The sequence below is a fragment of the Nocardioides litoris genome, assembly GCF_006346315.1.
Taxonomy (GTDB): Bacteria; Actinomycetota; Actinomycetes; order Propionibacteriales; family Nocardioidaceae; genus Nocardioides; species Nocardioides litoris.
The window spans coordinates 330,024-345,370 of sequence record NZ_VDMR01000008.1; the positions used below are offsets into that span (position 1 = coordinate 330,024).

General features: G+C 75.1%; 18 protein-coding genes. 6 read left to right on the plus strand and 12 right to left on the minus strand.

Features of this window, described 5'->3' with window-relative positions; all coding sequences use genetic code 11:
* Positions 1-77 precede the first annotated feature (77 nt).
* The 11 genes from FJQ57_RS19455 to FJQ57_RS19505 all read right to left on the minus strand — a co-directional run bounded on the left by FJQ57_RS19455 (position 78) and on the right by FJQ57_RS19505 (position 8,979).
* Positions 78-1,127 carry a type IV toxin-antitoxin system AbiEi family antitoxin domain-containing protein gene (locus FJQ57_RS19455; RefSeq protein WP_139983506.1) on the minus strand — a complete coding sequence of 350 codons (1,050 nt, stop codon included), beginning with the start codon at positions 1,125-1,127 and terminating at the stop codon, positions 78-80.
* A 204-nt stretch (positions 1,128-1,331) separates the two neighbouring features.
* Positions 1,332-1,802, minus strand: coding sequence for a bifunctional nuclease family protein (locus FJQ57_RS19460; RefSeq protein WP_139983508.1), 471 nt, complete (start codon positions 1,800-1,802; stop codon positions 1,332-1,334).
* A 74-nt stretch (positions 1,803-1,876) separates the two neighbouring features.
* Entirely contained in the window at positions 1,877-2,575 is a 699-nt protein-coding gene (gene ftsR / locus FJQ57_RS19465) for a transcriptional regulator FtsR (protein ID WP_139983510.1), read from the minus strand.
* A 79-nt stretch (positions 2,576-2,654) separates the two neighbouring features.
* Positions 2,655-3,185, minus strand: coding sequence for an FHA domain-containing protein (locus FJQ57_RS19470; RefSeq protein WP_139983512.1), 531 nt, complete (start codon positions 3,183-3,185; stop codon positions 2,655-2,657).
* 143 nt (positions 3,186-3,328) lie between these two features.
* Positions 3,329-3,715, minus strand: a complete 387-nt coding sequence (gene gcvH / locus FJQ57_RS19475; protein WP_139983514.1) for a glycine cleavage system protein GcvH — start codon at positions 3,713-3,715, stop codon at positions 3,329-3,331.
* A gap of 94 nt (positions 3,716-3,809) precedes the next feature.
* Complete coding sequence (locus tag FJQ57_RS19480) at positions 3,810-4,571, minus strand: DUF881 domain-containing protein (protein WP_139983516.1); 762 nt, start codon at positions 4,569-4,571, stop codon at positions 3,810-3,812.
* A complete protein-coding gene (locus tag FJQ57_RS19485) occupies positions 4,564-4,896 on the minus strand; it encodes a small basic family protein (RefSeq protein WP_139983518.1) in 333 nt (110 codons plus the stop codon). Before FJQ57_RS19485 ends, FJQ57_RS19480 begins: the two co-directional genes overlap by 8 nt.
* Before the next feature lie 7 nt (positions 4,897-4,903).
* The gene (locus tag FJQ57_RS19490; RefSeq protein ID WP_139983520.1) at positions 4,904-5,779 is read right to left on the minus strand and encodes a DUF881 domain-containing protein; all 876 of its coding nucleotides are present in this window, start codon (positions 5,777-5,779) and stop codon (positions 4,904-4,906) included.
* 22 nt (positions 5,780-5,801) lie between these two features.
* Positions 5,802-6,449 (minus strand): cardiolipin synthase ClsA, encoded by a 648-nt coding sequence (gene clsA / locus FJQ57_RS19495; RefSeq protein ID WP_211349148.1) that lies wholly within the window; start codon positions 6,447-6,449, stop codon positions 5,802-5,804.
* Positions 6,450-6,541: 92 nt separating this feature from the next.
* Positions 6,542-7,588, minus strand: a complete 1,047-nt coding sequence (locus FJQ57_RS19500; RefSeq protein WP_139983522.1) for a hemolysin family protein — start codon at positions 7,586-7,588, stop codon at positions 6,542-6,544.
* Positions 7,585-8,979 carry a hemolysin family protein gene (locus FJQ57_RS19505; protein WP_139983524.1) on the minus strand — a complete coding sequence of 465 codons (1,395 nt, stop codon included), beginning with the start codon at positions 8,977-8,979 and terminating at the stop codon, positions 7,585-7,587. The genes FJQ57_RS19500 and FJQ57_RS19505 overlap by 4 nt, the downstream gene beginning before the upstream one ends.
* Before the next feature lie 302 nt (positions 8,980-9,281).
* On the opposite strand from FJQ57_RS19505, the gene FJQ57_RS23690 reads away from it, so the two are divergent.
* Entirely contained in the window at positions 9,282-9,416 is a 135-nt protein-coding gene (locus FJQ57_RS23690; protein WP_281284297.1) for a hypothetical protein, read from the plus strand.
* Between the two features lie 54 nt (positions 9,417-9,470).
* Here FJQ57_RS23690 and FJQ57_RS19510 read toward each other — a convergent pair whose 3' ends face one another.
* Positions 9,471-10,211 (minus strand): spermidine synthase, encoded by a 741-nt coding sequence (locus tag FJQ57_RS19510; RefSeq protein ID WP_139983526.1) that lies wholly within the window; start codon positions 10,209-10,211, stop codon positions 9,471-9,473.
* 56 nt (positions 10,212-10,267) lie between these two features.
* Between FJQ57_RS19510 and FJQ57_RS19515 the strand changes: the two genes are divergently transcribed.
* From FJQ57_RS19515 to FJQ57_RS19535, 5 genes are all read left to right on the plus strand, one after another.
* Positions 10,268-11,236, plus strand: a complete 969-nt coding sequence (locus FJQ57_RS19515) for an SGNH hydrolase domain-containing protein (protein ID WP_139983528.1) — start codon at positions 10,268-10,270, stop codon at positions 11,234-11,236.
* Between the two features lie 6 nt (positions 11,237-11,242).
* Positions 11,243-12,187 carry an SGNH hydrolase domain-containing protein gene (locus FJQ57_RS19520; RefSeq protein WP_139983530.1) on the plus strand — a complete coding sequence of 315 codons (945 nt, stop codon included), beginning with the start codon at positions 11,243-11,245 and terminating at the stop codon, positions 12,185-12,187.
* A gap of 25 nt (positions 12,188-12,212) precedes the next feature.
* On the plus strand, positions 12,213-12,527 hold the full coding sequence (locus FJQ57_RS19525) for a DUF1330 domain-containing protein (protein WP_139983532.1): 315 nt from the start codon (positions 12,213-12,215) through the stop codon (positions 12,525-12,527).
* Positions 12,524-13,252 carry an enoyl-CoA hydratase gene (locus FJQ57_RS19530; protein WP_246081911.1) on the plus strand — a complete coding sequence of 243 codons (729 nt, stop codon included), beginning with the start codon at positions 12,524-12,526 and terminating at the stop codon, positions 13,250-13,252. Before FJQ57_RS19525 ends, FJQ57_RS19530 begins: the two co-directional genes overlap by 4 nt.
* Positions 13,253-13,375: 123 nt before the next feature.
* Positions 13,376-15,310, plus strand: coding sequence for an N-acetylmuramoyl-L-alanine amidase (locus FJQ57_RS19535; RefSeq protein ID WP_139983533.1), 1,935 nt, complete (start codon positions 13,376-13,378; stop codon positions 15,308-15,310).
* Positions 15,311-15,347: the final 37 nt, after the last annotated feature.

Genomic DNA, 15,347 nt, shown 5'->3' on the forward strand with positions numbered 1-15,347 from the left:
GCCCGCATTCGGGCGGGGAAGAACGTACGACGGTGAGGGAGTGGCCCCGACCGGGCCGCCCGCTCCCCCGGGCTGGCTCAGCCGGCCGACGGCCGCCCGTCGCGTCCACGGAGCTCCCGGGCGTTGCGCGCGAGGTGCTCGGGCAGCTCGAGACCGAACCGCCGCTCCGACTCCCGCAGGTCGGCCCGGATGCGGGCCCGGGCAGCCGCCCGGCCGGAGAAGAAGTCGGACCAGTAGAGGTTGGTGACGCCCAGGCCCTCCCCCGTCAGCAGCCGCTCCCGCTTGCGCTCGTCGAAGAGCACGGCACGCGCCTCGCGGTCGGCCACGCCACCCTGCTCGGGCGTCAGCACCTTGACCAGCCCGTGCGTCTCGAACACGTGGCACCCCACCCGCAGGTCGGCCCACGCCACGCGTCCGTCGGCCAGCACCACGGGGAACTGCGGGTCGACCGCGAGGCCCATCTCGAGCAGCAGCTCGCGGGCGAGGGACTCGATCGGCGTCTCCGCACGGCCGTCCGCGGCCTCGATGACGTTGCGCACCGTGGTGACGTAGGGCCAGCTGCGCATCGAGTCCACCGCCTCCCACAGGTCGCCGCGACGTACGCCGAGGCGCAGCGCGCTGTCGGCGGTGACCAGGCCGGCGCGGAACCCGTGCTCGCGCGCCACGTCGCACACCGTCCGGGCCGCGTCGAGCGCGGGCGTGCCGTCCACGTCGACCACCTGGCCGTCGCGGTAGCGGGCGAGGTGGTGCTTGACCCGGCCCTTGGTCCACGCGTTGGTGAACCCCGGCCGCGTGATGTGGGCGTGTGCGTCCTCGTCGGCCAGCACCGCCAGCCCGAGCAGGTGCGCCGCCGAGTCGTGGCTGAGCACCCACGCCCTCCGCATCGCCATGACCGCGGCCCGCGCCCGGAGCAGTGGACGCTCCCGGTACGGCTCGGCGGCCCGCCAGACCTCACCGTCGCCGTACACCCCGCGGTGGGCGACGACCCACTCCGAGTCGCGCAGGAGCGCGGTGATGATGGTCGGGCTCAGGCCGAGGTCGAGGGCGTCAGCCCGGGTGATGAGGCCGTGCTGCGCCGACATGCGGGCGAGCACGCGGGGCGTGGTGCGGACCGGACGAGAGGTCATGGCGCTGCAGCGTGCCCTGTCGTACGGCGGCGCGCTCGCCTGCGGACGCAGCCTGTGGACAGCCACGGGGCGCGACGGCGCGCTGCCGCCCGGACAGCCCCGGCCCGGCGGGCACTCCCTCACCGCTGGCACCTCTTCCCCGCCCGAATGCGGGCGGGTGAGTCGACCGGACGGTGAGTTGCATCCCCGGGCCGGCCGGCGAGATCAGTGCTCTGCTTCGAAGTCCTCGGGCGTGACGTGGTCGAGGAACTCGCGGAACTTCTCGACCTCGTCCTCCTGCTCGGCGGGGACGGCGAGGCCGGCCTCGTCGAGGACGTCCTCGGAGCACACGATGCGGGTGCCCGTGCGCAGGGCGAGGGCGATGGAGTCCGACGGGCGGGCGCTCACCTCGACGCCCGAGCCGAAGACCAGGTTGGCGAAGAACACCCCGTCCTTGACGTCGGTGATCTGCACCTCGCTCAGCGCGTTGCCGGTGGCCTCGATGACGTCCTTGAACAGGTCGTGGGTCAGCGGGCGCGGGGGGACGACGCCCTGCTGGGCGAAGGCGATCGCGGTCGCCTCGACGGCGCCGATCCAGATCGGCAGGTACCGCTCGCCGGAGACCTCGCGCAAGAGCACGATCGGCTGGTTCGACGGCATCTCGACCCGCACACCCATGACGTCCACCTCGCGCATGCGTCCACCCTAGACCCGCCCCGGTCGACCCCGCTCCACCCGAGCCAGCGGGTCAGCGACAGGTCAGCGGTGGGTCAGGACCGCTTGAGCCCGGCCTTGACCAACGTGGCGTGCAGCCGGACCGAGAGCGCGGCGACCTGGGTGGCCACCTCGTCGGCCCGGGCCGCGGCGCCGGCGTCGCGGCCGCGTCGTACGGGCGCCACGACCTGCTCGACGAGCCCGACCTCGCGGTCGGCGGCGGCCCGGAAGCCGCGCAGGTGCCGCGGCTCGAGCCCGTACGCCGCCAGCTCGCGCGCCGTGGTGGCGATGACGAGCGCGTCGGTGTCGTAGTGGCCGGTGCCCGGGCGCGGCGTGATCAGCCCGAACTGCTCGAGCTCGGCCAGCAGCGCCTCGTCGACCTCGGCGATCTTGAGCAGCTCACGACGCGAGAGGCGCAGCTGGTCGCGCCGGGCGAAGGACTCCGCCGACGGCGTGCCGTCGCCGGCCAGCGCGACCGTGGGCACCGTCGGGACCACGGGGTCGACGGGCGGCGGCTCGAGGCCGCGGTCGAGGGCGTCGAGGTGCTCGGCGATCACCTTGAGCGGCAGGTAGTGGTCGCGTTGCATGGTCAGGGCGTAGCGCAGCCGGTCGACGTCGGAGGGGCGGAACTTGCGGTAGCCCGCCGGGGTGCGCTCGGGCCGGATCAGGCCCTCCTCCTCCCAGAACCGGATCTTGGGGATGGAGATCGCCGGGAAGTCGGGGCGCAGCTGGTCGAGGACCTGCCCGATCGTCATCGTGGCGGGAGCCTCGGCCCCCTCGGCGGGCCGTTCGGCGGGACGGCCGCCGGGGGCCGTGCTCGGCACGACCCAGGCCTCAGGGAGCCTCGTGCCCGGCGAAGAACACCAGGCGGTACTTGCCGATCTGGACCTCGTCGCTGTCCTTGAGGTGCACCTTCTCGATGCGGTCGCGGTTGACGTAGGTGCCGTTGAGGCTGCCCGCGTCGCTGACCGTGAAGGTGTCGCCGTCGCGGACGAACACCGCGTGCTGGCGGGACACGGTGACGTCGTCGAGGAAGATCTCGCTGTCGGGGTGCCGGCCGGCGTGCACCTCGTCGGCGTCGAGCAGGAAGCGGCTGCCCGCGCCGGGGCCCTTCTGCACCACCAGGAGCGCATGGCCCACGGGCAGCGCGTCGACGGCGGCCGCGTCGACCGGGTTGAGCGCCCGGTCGGAGGTCTCGACCTTGTCGACCCCGACCCCGATCTGGATGGTCGCGGTCGACTCCCCCACCGGCTCGCCGCCCTGCGCGGGCGCCTGCGGCTCGAGGGAGAGCAGCCGCGTGCCGCACTGGGCGCAGAAGCGGGCGTCATCGGGATTCTGCCTGCCACAGCTGGTGCAGAACGGCATTGCGTGGTCCCTCCCGGTCGACCTGACCAACCCTCACCTGGTCGTAGAGGGTCACGGTTCGACGAACCTACCAGCCGGGCCGTGGCACCCGCGGGGGTACGTCGCGGCCCGGCCCGGGCCGAGCCCCCGGCCGTGCCGCAGGCTCAGCCGTCGAGCGTGGCGACGTAGGCCTCGGAGGTCATCAGCCCGTCGACGTCGCCGGCCGTGGCGGGCACGACCTCGAAGAGCCAGCCCCCGCCGTACGGGTCGTTGTTGACCAGCTCGGGGGTCGCGTCGAGCGCCTCGTTGCGGGCGACGACCTCGCCGGTGACCGGCGCGTAGACGTCGCTGACGGACTTGGTGGACTCGAGCTCGCCGCAGGTGCTCCCGGCCTCGACGGTGTCGCCGATCTCGGGCAGGGAGACGTAGACGATGTCGCCCAGCGCGTCCTGGGCGTAGTCGGTGATGCCGATGCGCACCGACCCCTCGTGCTCACCAGGGCTGCGCACCCACTCGTGCTCGGCGGTGTACTTCAGGTCCTCGGGGTACACGGGACTCCTTGATCGTCGGGCCCGTCGTCGGGCCGGGTCGGCGCGCCCAAACTAGCGTCCCGGGCCGGGGCTGCGGCACCCCGGTGGGCCGGTCTCAGTCGGGCTGCGCGAGGTCGGGGTCGGTACGCCGGCGCACCGAGTCGATGTCGAGCGACTCGACCTCCTCGACCGTCAGCTCGCCGCCGTTGCGGGCGACCTCGCGGCGCGGCCCGAGCGGGAAGACCATCGCCGCGGCCATCGAGGTGGGACGGCCGATGGCGTCGATGACGTACGGCGGCTCGACCAGCTCGCCGTCGACGAGGACGCCCCCCGGGGCGGCCTCGATCGAGCTGGACGCGACGAGCCGCACCCGGCCGTTGAACTGGATGGCCTCGGCACTGCTGGCGCGCAGCTCCTGCACGACGTCGAGCAGGGAGGAGACCGTGACCTCGCCGTCGACCTCCTTGATGGTGACGCGGACGCCGGGCCCGGTCACCGGCACCAGGCCGGCCAGCACGTTGAGGGCGGCGACCTCCTCGCGGGTGCGCTCGAGCGCAGCCCCGCGGCGGGTGGTCTCGGACTGCAGGTCCTCGCGGGCCTGGGCGAGCCGGTCGATCTCGTCCTGGGTGCGCCGCGAGGTGCCGGCCAGCCCGTCGAGCACGTCGATGAGGTCCTGCTCGCGCAGGCCGGCGTACGCCGCATCGTCGGTCTCGCGGATCTGGGTGACGCCGGCGAACCCGACCAGCGCCAGCAGCACCCCGACCACGGCCTGGGTGCGCGAGGGCCGCACGAAGGCCCGCACGAGCCGCGACCGACCGGTGGGTCGCTCGGGCCGCTCGGGCCGCTCGGGCCGCTCGGGCCGCTCGGGGTCAGGCATGGAACAGGTGCCGGCGGATGGCCGCGACGTTGGAGAAGATCCGGATGCCGAGGACGACGATGACGCCGGTGGAGAGCTGGCCGCCGACGCCGAGGCGGTCGCCGAGGTAGACGATGCCGGCGGCGATCACCACGTTGCTGGCGAAGGAGACGACGAAGACCTTGTCGTCGAAGATGCCGTCGAGGTAGGCGCGCAGGCCCCCGAAGACGGCGTCGAGCGCGGCCACGACCGCGATCGGCAGGTAGGGCTCGACCGCGAGCGGCACGTCGGGGCGGAACACCAGCCCGAGCACGATGCCGACGAGCAGCCCGAGGGCGGCGATCACCGGTGCATCACGGGGTGCCCCCTCCCTTCTCCCTCTCCTCCGGGTCGGGTCCCGTCGGGGCCTGGCGGGCCTGGCGCAGCAGGGCGCGGGCCGCCGGGGCCGCGGGCAGCCGGAGGTCGTCGACATTCTGCACGTCGTAGGTGAAGTCGAAGAACTGGGCCGTGCTGGCGAACTGCTGCCCGGTCGCGGTCTGGGCGAACCGTGCCTCGAGGGTCCGCTGGTCGCCGATCGCCTCGACGACGTACGGCGGGGCGATGCCGATGAAGTTGACCTCGATCGCCTCGCCGCTGGTCCGGATGGCCGAGGTCACCGACATCCGCTGGCCGTTGACCGCCACGGCCTCGGCGCCGGCGGCGAACAGGCCGTTGACCAGCAGCCGCAGGTCGCGGTCCTTGACCTGCTGGTTGTCGTCGGCGTCGGCCCGCTGCCGCACCGTCACCCGGACACCGTCGCCGCGGACGGCCACGAAGCCCGCGGTGGCCTGCAGCTCGCGCAGGTCGAGCGTCTCCACCTGCTGGTCGTCGACGAGGTCGGTGACGTCCTCGGTGAGGGCCGTGACCTGCTGGTCGAGGCCGGTGACGCGCTCCTCCTGCCGGGCCCGGCGGTCGGTCGCGCCCTGGATGCGGTCGATGAGCGTGGCCCGGCTGGCCGAGGCGACGTCGGCGTTGCGGCTGGTCTGGGCGAACGCGGTCGAGGCGAGCACCCCGAAGACGGCCACCACGACCACGACGACGGCCAGCGAGCGCCGTGACTGCACGGGCGGCCCGCTCCGGCCCGCGGCCGCGCGCCGCTCGGCGGCGTGCTGGTAGTCCTCGTCGAGGGACTGCTGGGTGATGAGGGTCAGCAGCGGCACCCGCACCCGGTCGGCCGGGTCGGTGGGCACCCCCGGTGGCCCGGGCGGACGGTCAGCCATCGGGGGCGGGCCCGCGCTGCCGCTCGCCGCGGGGCCGCGGCTCGGTGGTGGCCAGGAGCTTGCGGACCTGCCAGGCGTAGAGCACCCCCGCCCACCAGTACAGCCCGACACCCCAGAAGGCGAAGGCCCACCCGAAGACGTCGGCGAGGGTCGCGAAGGTGCCGTCCCCGTCGCCGAGGAGCAGCAGCGGGAAGGCGTACAGGAGGTTGAACGTGGCGGCCTTGCCCAGGAAGTGCACCGGCAGCGCGCTGTAGCCGCGGGTGCGCAGCAGCGGCACCAGGCCCCACATCAACAGGTCGCGCAGCGGGAGCGAGACGGCCAGCCACCACGGGATGACGTCGCGCAGGGCGAGCCCCACGACGACGGCCAGGATGTAGAGCCGGTCGGCCACGGGGTCGAGGACCTGCCCGACCAGCGACTGCTGGTCGAGGCGGCGGGCCAGCCAGCCGTCGAGGTAGTCGGTGATGCCGGAGACCACGAGCACCGCGAGGGCCCACAGGTCCTCCTCCGGCCCGAGCACCAGCCACAGGAACAGCGGTACGCCGAGCAGCCGGGCCGCGCTCAGCGCGTTGGGGATCGTCCAGACCAGCGGGCGGGGACGCTGGTCGCCCGCGACCGGACCGACCGCTCCCTCTGGCACGCGGTCACCCTAGTGGGGCGCCGGCCGCCGGCTCGCACCGCCGCGCGCCCCGGCACGCCCTCCGGTCCTGGAGCCGCAGGCGTCCTGCAGCCTCAGGCGTCCTCGAGGTGGGCGGCGTCGCGGATCTCGCCGACCAGCTCCTCGATGACGTCCTCGAGGGTGGCCACGCCGAGCGTGCTGCCCTCGGCGCTGACGACCCGTGCCATGTGGGCGCCCCGGCGCTGCAGCACCTCGAGCGCCTCGTGCAGCGGCGTCGAGCAGCCGACCGTGGCGAACGGCCGGACCCACTTGTCGTCGACCGGCCGGGACCGGCGGGCCTCGTCGGTCTCGAGGACGTCCTTGATGTGGAGGTAGCCCGCGAGGTCGCCGTCGGAGCCGGCCACCGGGAAGCGGCTGTAGCCGGTCGCCGCGCACAGGGCCTCCACGTCCGCGGGCGACGAGCCGCGCCGGACGGTGGTGAGCGAGGCGGTGGGCAGGCAGACCCGTTCGACGGTCTTCTCGGTGAACCCGAGCGCCCCGGCGAGCCGGTCGTACTCCCCCGCCTCGATGAGGCCCTCGCCGCGCGACTCCTCGACCAGCGCCGCGACCTCCTCGCGCGTGAACGTCGAGCTGACCTCGTCCTTGGGCTCGACGCGCAGCAGGCGCAGGGTCGCGTTGGCGATCGCGTTGAGCGCCTTGATGACCGGCCGCAGGGGGGTCGCCACGGCCACCAGGGCCGGGCCGAGGACCAGCGCGGAGCGCTCGGGCCCGGCGAGCGCGATGTTCTTGGGCACCATCTCCCCCAGCACCACGTGCAGGAAGACCACCACGGTCAGGGCGATCACGAACGCGATGGGGTGGACGAACGCCTCGGGCACCCCGAGCCGCTCGAAGAGGGGCTCGATGAGGTGGGCCACGGCGGGCTCGCCGACCGCACCGAGGCCGACCGAGCAGATGGTGATGCCCAGCTGGGCGGCCGCCATCATCTCCGAGACCCGCTCCATGGCGTGCAGGGTCGTGCGGGCCATCCGCGACCCGGACTGGGCCCGGGGCTCGATCTGGCTGCGTCGGGCGGAGATCAGCGCGAACTCCGCGCCGACGAAGAAGGCGTTGAAGGCCAGCAGGGCCACCGCGATGGCGAGGGCGGTCCAGTCGCTCACGCGCGCGCCTCCCGTCGGTCGGTGCCGGGCGCGTCGGGCGCTCCCCCGTGGTCGAGATCGGGCCCGTGGACGCGCAGCGAGATCCGGTCGACCCGGAGGCCGTCCATGTGGTCGACGGTGAGGACCGCGAGCCGGCGGCGGGGGGCCTCGGGGTCGGCGCGGTCGGGCACCTCGACCTCGGCGATGTCCCCGGGCGAGGGGATGCGGCCCAGGACCTGCAGCACCAGGCCGGCGACGGTGTCGTAGTCCTCGCTCTCGGGCAGCTCGACCCCGGTGAGGTCCTCGACCTCGTCGGGCCGCAGCAGCCCCGAGAGCGACCACGTGCCGTCTCGACGCTGGCGGGCGCGCGCGCCGAGCCGGTCGTGCTCGTCGGCGATGTCACCGACGATCTCCTCGATGACGTCCTCGAGGGTCACGAGGCCGGCGTACCCGCCGTACTCGTCGAGCACGACGGCCATCTGGAAGCCGTCGGCGCGCAGCAGCGCCATCAACGGGTCGAGACGCATCGAGTCGGGGACGACGACGGGGCGGGTCATCAGGTGCTTCACGCGGGTCGTCGCCCGCTCGTGGGTCGGCAGCGCGACGGCGTGCTTGACGTGCACGGTGCCGACGACGGTCTCCTCGTCGTCGATCACGGGGAACCGCGAGTGGCCGGTGCGCCGGGTGAGCTCGATGACCTCGGCCGCGCGGTCACCGACCTCCAGCCCGTGGGCGCGGACCCGTGGCGTCATGATCTCGCCGGCGGTGCGGGTGCCGAACTCCACCGACCGCTCCATCAGCTCGGCGGTGTCGGCGTCGAGGGTGCCCTCGTCGGCCGAGCGCTGGATGAGGGAGGCCAGCTCGGTCGAGCTGCGGGCCGAGCGCAGCTCCTCCTGGGGCTCGATGCCGAGCCGCCGGACGATGGCGTTGGCCGAGCCGTTGAGCACGCGGATCGGGCCACGCATGACCGCGGTGAAGACGCGCATGGGCACCTGGGTGGCGCGAGCGGTGGCCATGGGCAGCGCGATGGCGAGGTTCTTGGGCACGAGCTCGCCGAAGAGCATCGTCAGCACGGTGCTGACCGCGAAACCCAGGGCCAGGGCCACCGGGCCGACGGCGCCGTCGGGCACCCCGACGGCACCGAGCGGGTCGCGCACGAGCTGGGCGATGGCGGGCTCGGCGAGGTAGCCGATGCCGAGGTTGGTGACCGTGATGCCGACCTGCGCCCCGGAGAGCTGGGTCGAGAGCGACTTCAGCGCCGAGCGCACACCGCCGGCCGCAGCGTCACCCTCCTCGGCGGCCCGCTCGACCTGCCCGCGGTCGACGGTGACGAAGGAGAACTCGGCGGCCACGAAGACGCCGCACGTCGCCACGAGCACGAGGGCGAGCAGGAGCAGCAGCCAGGCGGTCACCGGGACCCCGCTTCGTGGCGCTGCGGCCCGTCAGGTCCGGGAGGGCCGTCGTCGGCGGCCGGGCGGTGCGGGGAGCTCGTACTGTGAGAGCCGTCCATGGGGCGGGGCTGGTCCTCGCGGGTCTCGGGGAGGGGCGGGCGTGGTCGACCGCGAGCGGCCAGCCTACCGAGCCTCCCGGGCCACGGTCCCGTGCCCGGTCGGGTGATGTTTCGACGACCGGGGAGGAGGCACCCTTCCAGGACCGCGGCGACCAGGCCGCGACACCCGGATCGGGCCGGGTCGAGACCGCCGAGGAGGCCGCGATGCACCACCCCACCGTCCCCGCCAGCACGTCCCCCGGCCGCTCGACGGTCGCGGCCCACGCCGAGTCCGCGGTGCAGCGCGTCGCCGACGCCTCGATCTGGCTCCTCTTCCGCATCAACGGCGTCCGCAGCTGAGACCTCGGCCGGTCCTTTCGACCGACGACCCCGACCTCCCCAGGGCGAAGGGGGTCAGCGGCCCCCGCCGAGGGTGTCGCTGACCTCCCGCTCCCCCAGCACCCGGTACGGCGCCGCCGAGGTCGCCGCGCTGCGGCGCAGCGCCTCCTCCGGCGGCCGCGTGCCCGCCACGACCAGCAGGTTGCCCTCCCGGCGCCCGCGCAGGGTCGCGGGCTCGGCACTCACCACGACCCGCAGGCCCGTCGCCCGCCACCGGGCGACCGCGTCGCGCGTCCGGCGGAACGGCGCCCGGTCGGCCAGGTTGAGCACCGCGACGCCGGCGGGGTCGAGGACCCTGGCCACCTGCGCGGCGAAGCCGGGCGAGAGCAGGTCCTCGGGCACCACGCCCGCGTCGTAGGCGTCGACGACCACGAGCCGGGCCCAGGCGTCGCGGACCGCCCTGATGCCCGACGCACCGTCGACGGGCCGCACGCGGATGCCGCTGCGCCGCGGCAGCGGCAACCGGTCGCGGACCAGCGTCGTCAGCTCCTCGTCGGGCTCGAGGACGACCTGCGTCGACCCCGGACGGGTCGCGGCGACGTACCGCGGGAGCGTCAGCCCGGCCCCGCCGACGTGCAGGGCCCGCAGCGGCGCCCCGGGTGGGTCGAGGGCGTCGACCACGTCCCCGGTCCGCCGGACGTAGTCGAAGACGAGCCGGGTCGGATCGGCCAGGTCGACGTGCGACTGCGGGTGGCCGTCGGTGCGCACCACGAACGCCTCGCGGTGCTCGGCCGTGACGACCTCACGCTGCGGCACCGGGACCTCCGAACTCGCCCGCGCGGGCGTCGGGGCTGTGCCACGATATGACCACCATGGCCACGCTCCCTCCCCGCCTGGTGGCGCTCGCGCTCGCCCTCGTGGTCGCGCTCGGGCTGCTCACCGGCCCCGGTGCCCCGACGGCGGCCGCCGACGTGCGGCCGGGTCCGGCGCTGCGCGGGGACGTCCCCGGCGTCGACGCCCCGGTGATGCCGAAGGGGTGCTTCGGCCCGGCGCGATCGGGGATCGAGCCGTTCCCGTGCCCGCTGGTGGCCCACCGGCCCGGCCGCCCCACGGTGCTGCTCTGGGGCGACTCGCACGCCTACATGTACATCCCCGCGCTCGTCCGCGCGGTGCGCGGTCGCGGCGTCAACCTCGTCTCGTTCGTCGCCGGCAGCTGCCCGCCCGTCCTCGTGACCGACGGCCGCTACCGCGGGCCCGGCGCCGCGTGCCGGCGCAGCAACTACAAGGCCCTGCGCTACGTCGCCTCGATGCAGCGCGCCGGCCGCCCGCTGCGCGTCGTCATCGGGTCCAACTGGTCCGGGTTCCGCCGGGCCTACCGCCGGCTCTTCCTCGAGGGCGCAGCCGGCATGCCGTCGGGGTACGACGGCTTCACCAAGGACATGGTGCGCCTGGCCCACCAGGGCACGCCCGCGTTGTTCGACCGCCTCGCCCAGATGCGCGTCGACGTCGACATCATCGGCCAGGCCGCGACCGTGCCGGACGCGCGCCCGGCCTGCGCGGCGGGCGAGACGCCGTACGCCTGCGACCTGCCGCGCTGGCGGGCGATCCCGGAGGAGCGGCGCACCGCCCGCTACCTGCGCGAGCAGCAGGTCAAGATCCAGCGGCACGCGCGCTCCCGCGTCATCGACACCACCCCGGGCTACTGCACCGCCTCCACCTGCCGCGGCCGGGTCGGCTCGGTCGCCACCTGGTTCGACGACCTCCACCTCAGTGCCACCCGCACCCGCAACCTCGCGTCCTACTTCGCCGCCTCCGTGCGCGACGCGCGCCGTCGGCGCTGACCCGCGGTGCCGACGCTCCGGGGCCTGCTCGCAGCGGTGCTCGCGGCGGTGCTCGCGGCCCTGCTGCTCGCGACGGTGTCCCCCGTGGTCGCCGCCCCGCACCCCGCGGCCGCGGCGCCCGCGCTCGCGCCCGGTGAGGACTTCCCGGTGCTGCCCGCCCGCTGCGTCGACGAGCGCGGCGTCCCCGACGGACCGTGCCGGGTGACCCGTTTCCCGGGCCGCCCGACCCTGGTCCTGTGGGGCGACTCGCACGCCCAGATGTACCTCCCCGCCGTCCACGCCGTCGCGAGCCGGCAGCGGGTCAACCTCGTCGTCGTGGTGTACGGCGGGTGCCCGACCAGCCTGCCCTTCCCACGCTCCGCGGGCCACCGGCGCACCGGCTGCGACCGGCACAACGTCGCGTCCCTCGCCGCGGTGCGCCGGATCGTGCGCGACCGGCCGCGGACCCGGCTGCTGCTCGGCGGGTTCTGGTCGGGCTACCGCCTGGCCCACGACCTGCTCCGCCGCGAGGAACGCACCGGTGAGCCGTCCGGCCTGACGGCCTACCGGGCGCAGATGGCGCGGCTCGGGGTCGAGCGGAGCGCACCGATGGCCCGCGCCATCGCCCGGCTCGGGGTGCCGGTCGACGTGCTCGCCCCGGCCGCCACCGTCCCCCTCGCGCCGCCCCCGTGCGCGGTCGGTCGCGAGCCCTACCGCTGCGACCTGCCCCGCGCGGCCGCGCTGCGCGACGAGGCCGCCAACCGACGCTGGGTGCGCCGCCACCTGCTCGCCCCGCTGCCCGGCCGCCCGCGCCTGGTCGACCCCTCCCCGGCCTACTGCGACCGGCGCACGTGCCGGGCCACCGTGCGCGGCGTCCCGACGTGGTACGACGACATCCACCTCGGCGCCGCGCTGGCCGCCACCCTGCAGCGGTTCTTCCGGCCCGTGGTGCGAGACCTGCTGCGGCAGTGACGTCGGCGGCTGCCACGATGGCGCCATGACGGCGTACTGGATCAACAGCTACCTCGAGGTCACCGACGCGGAGAAGGTCAAGGCCTACGCCGAGCTGGCCGGCCCGGCCATCCTCGCGGCCGGTGGCACGTTCCTGGCCCGCTCCACGGCGGCGGCGACGTTCGAGGCCGGGCGCGAGCAGCGCACGGTCGTGATCGAGTTCCCCACGGTCGACGCGGCGATCGCCGCGCACGCCTCCCCCGGCTACCAGGAGGCGCTGGCCGCGCTCGGCGACGGCGCCGTGCGCGACATGCGCATCGTCGAGGGCATCGAGCCCGCGACCCCGGTCGACCGCCCGTGACCGTGCTCGACGTCCGCCGCGACGGGCCCGTCGCGGTGCTCGAGCTGCGCCGACCCCAGCGGCGCAACGCGCTCGACCTCGAGCTGTGCCGGGCCCTGCTCGTCGCGGCCGGCGAGGTCGTGGCCGACGGCGCCCGGGTGGTCGTGGTCACCGGTGAGGGCTCGTCGTTCTGCTCGGGGGCCGACCTGACCGGCGTGTACGGCGAGGAGTTCCTCGAGGCGCTCTACGGCATGCTGCACGGCCCGCGCGGGCTCACCGCGCTGCCGGTGCCGTTCGTCGCCGCCGTCAACGGCGCGGCCATCGGCGCCGGCACCCAGCTCGCGCTGGCCTGCGACCTGCGGGTGGCCGACGAGACGGCCGCCTTCGCGGTGCCGACGCCCCGCAACGGCATGGCCGTCGACGCCTGGACCATCCGGCGGCTCGCCGACGTCGCCGGGGGTGGCGTCGCACGGCGGCTGATGATGGCCGCCGAGACCGTCGACCGCGCCGAGGCCCTGGCCTGCGGGCTGGCCGACCGGGCCGGCACCCTCGAGGACGCCGTGGCCTGGGCGCACGAGATCGCCGCCCTGGCCCCGCTCTCCCTGGCCCACAACAAGGCGGTCCTCAACGGCGCGGGTGACGCCGACGCCGAGGCCACCTTCGCCGCCTGCTGGGCCAGCGACGACGTCCGCGAGGCCGCTGCGGCGCGCGCCGAGAAGCGTCGGCCGGTCTTCAACGGCCGCTGAGGGCCCGCGTCCTCGCGGGCTCCTCGACCACGCCGCGCCACACCCCCCGAGGTGGACAGGGCGGCCCGGGCCGGAGCAAGGTGGGACCCGAGCCGTCTCGGGCTCCGGTCTGGAGGAACAGCTGTGCCCACGCACGTCCGTCGTCGTCACTTCCTGCTCGCCTCGGGTGCGGGCACCGCCCTCGCCCTCGCCGCGCCCGGCAGCGCCGGGGCTGGCACCGCCACGTCCCGCGTGCGGGTCGACGCCCATCCCGTCTTCGACGGCGCCGGCCGCGCGCACGGCGTCCCGCCGGCCCTGCTGGCCGCGCTGAGCCACGCCCAGACCCGGTGGGCCGACCAGGCGGGCAGACCGAGCTCGTCGCTCGGCTACGGCCCGATGCACCTCGTCGACGGCGCCGCGGCCACCGAGGCCCGCGCCCGGGTCGGCAAGGACGACCCGGCGCCCGTGGTCGACACCTTGCGCGAGGCCGCGGCAGCGGCCGGGCTCGACATCGAGGAGGTGCGCCGCGACGCCGACGCCAACGTGCGCGCTGCCGCGGCCCTGCTCGCCACCCGCCAGCGCGCGGCCGGACACCCGGTGGGCGTCGGCACCGACCCCGCGCAGTGGTACGACGCCGTGGCCGCGACCAGCGGCATGACGACGGCCGCCGCCCAGCTCGACCTGGCCGACACCGTGCTCGCCACCGTGCGCGACGGCGCCCGCGTCGAGACCGCCGACGGGGCGCGCTTCTTCGTCCCCGCACGCCGCACCGGCCGGCCCGGCGCCCAGCGCACGGCCCTGCACCGACGCGCCAAGGCCGCCCGCCGTGCCGGGGCGGTCCGGGGCCGCGAGGCCGAGGCGCCGCGCGGCCTCGACGTCGAGTGGATCCCGGCGCCGTACGAGCAGTACGGCCCCGGCGCGGGCGACTACGGCAACCACGACCTGGCCGACCGGCCCCAGGCGCCGACCATCTCCCACGTCGTCATCCACGACACCGAGGGTTACTGGGACACCGTGCTCGACCTGGTGAGCGACCCGACCTACGTGTCCTGGCAGTACTCCCTGCGCTCGGAGGACGGCCACATCGCCCAGCACGCCAAGGCACGCGACGTGTGCTGGCACGCGGGCAACTGGTGGATGAACATGCACTCCATCGGCCTCGAGCACGAGGGCTTCGCGGCCCAGGGCGCACCGTGGTTCTCCGAGGCGATGTACCGCACCTCGGCCAGGCTCGTGCGCTACCTGGCCAAGCAGCACCGCATCCCGCTCGACCGGGCGCACGTCATCGGCCACGACCAGGTGCCCGGCACGACCACGCCCACCATCCCCGGCATGCACTGGGACCCGGGCCCCTTCTGGGACTGGGAGCACTACTTCGAGCTGCTCGGTGCCCCGCTGCGCCGCGGCACGTCGGGTCGCCGGCCCCAGGTCGGCGACGTCGTGCGGGTGCTGCCGGGGTTCGCCGGCAACGTCCAGCCCGTCACCGGGTGCGAGACCGCCGGGGACACGTGCGGCGCCCCGCGCGAGACCAACTTCGTCACCGTCCGCACCGAGCCGGCCGACGACGCGCCGCTCGTCAACGACCCCGGCCTGCACCAGCAGGGCCAGCCGGCCACCACCGAGGTCTCCGACATCAGCGCCCGCGCCACCGCCGGCACCGAGTACGTCGTCGCCGCCGTCGAGGGTGACTGGACCGCCGTGTGGTTCCTCGGCGTCCAGGGCTGGATCGCCAACCCGCGGCGCCGCCCGACCCTGCGCGTGGTCCAGCACCCGGTGGGCCGGGTGCGGGCCAGGGGCGCCTCGGCGAAGACCTACGGCCGCTGCTACCCCGAGGCCGCGGCCTACGCCAACCCGGCCGACGTGCAGACGGTCTCCCCGCTGCTCTACACGCTCCCCGCAGGCCAGCTGTACGCCGTGGGCGACCTCGCCCCGGTCACCGACTACTACAAGGCCAAGACCTTCTCCCCCGACACCCCGGGCGACCACGTCGACATCGTCGGCCGCGACGAGTACGTCCAGATCAACCTCGGGCACCGCATCGCCTTCGTGCGCCGCGAGGAGGTCGAGGTCCTGCGCTGAGGGCGTGACGGAGGGGCCGCGGCACGCCCGTACGGTG

Coding starts and splice junctions, on each gene's coding strand:
- FJQ57_RS19525 (WP_139983532.1), top strand. CDS start 12,213: ATGACGGCGTACTGGATCAACAGCTACCTCGAGGTCACCGACGCGGAG.
- FJQ57_RS19480 (WP_139983516.1), bottom strand. CDS start 4,571: ATGCCTGACCCCGAGCGGCCCGAGCGGCCCGAGCGGCCCGAGCGGCCC.
- FJQ57_RS23690 (WP_281284297.1), top strand. CDS start 9,282: ATGCACCACCCCACCGTCCCCGCCAGCACGTCCCCCGGCCGCTCGACG.
- FJQ57_RS19515 (WP_139983528.1), top strand. CDS start 10,268: ATGGCCACGCTCCCTCCCCGCCTGGTGGCGCTCGCGCTCGCCCTCGTG.
- FJQ57_RS19460 (WP_139983508.1), bottom strand. CDS start 1,802: ATGCGCGAGGTGGACGTCATGGGTGTGCGGGTCGAGATGCCGTCGAAC.
- FJQ57_RS19455 (WP_139983506.1), bottom strand. CDS start 1,127: ATGACCTCTCGTCCGGTCCGCACCACGCCCCGCGTGCTCGCCCGCATG.
- FJQ57_RS19470 (WP_139983512.1), bottom strand. CDS start 3,185: ATGCCGTTCTGCACCAGCTGTGGCAGGCAGAATCCCGATGACGCCCGC.
- ftsR (WP_139983510.1), bottom strand. CDS start 2,575: ATGACGATCGGGCAGGTCCTCGACCAGCTGCGCCCCGACTTCCCGGCG.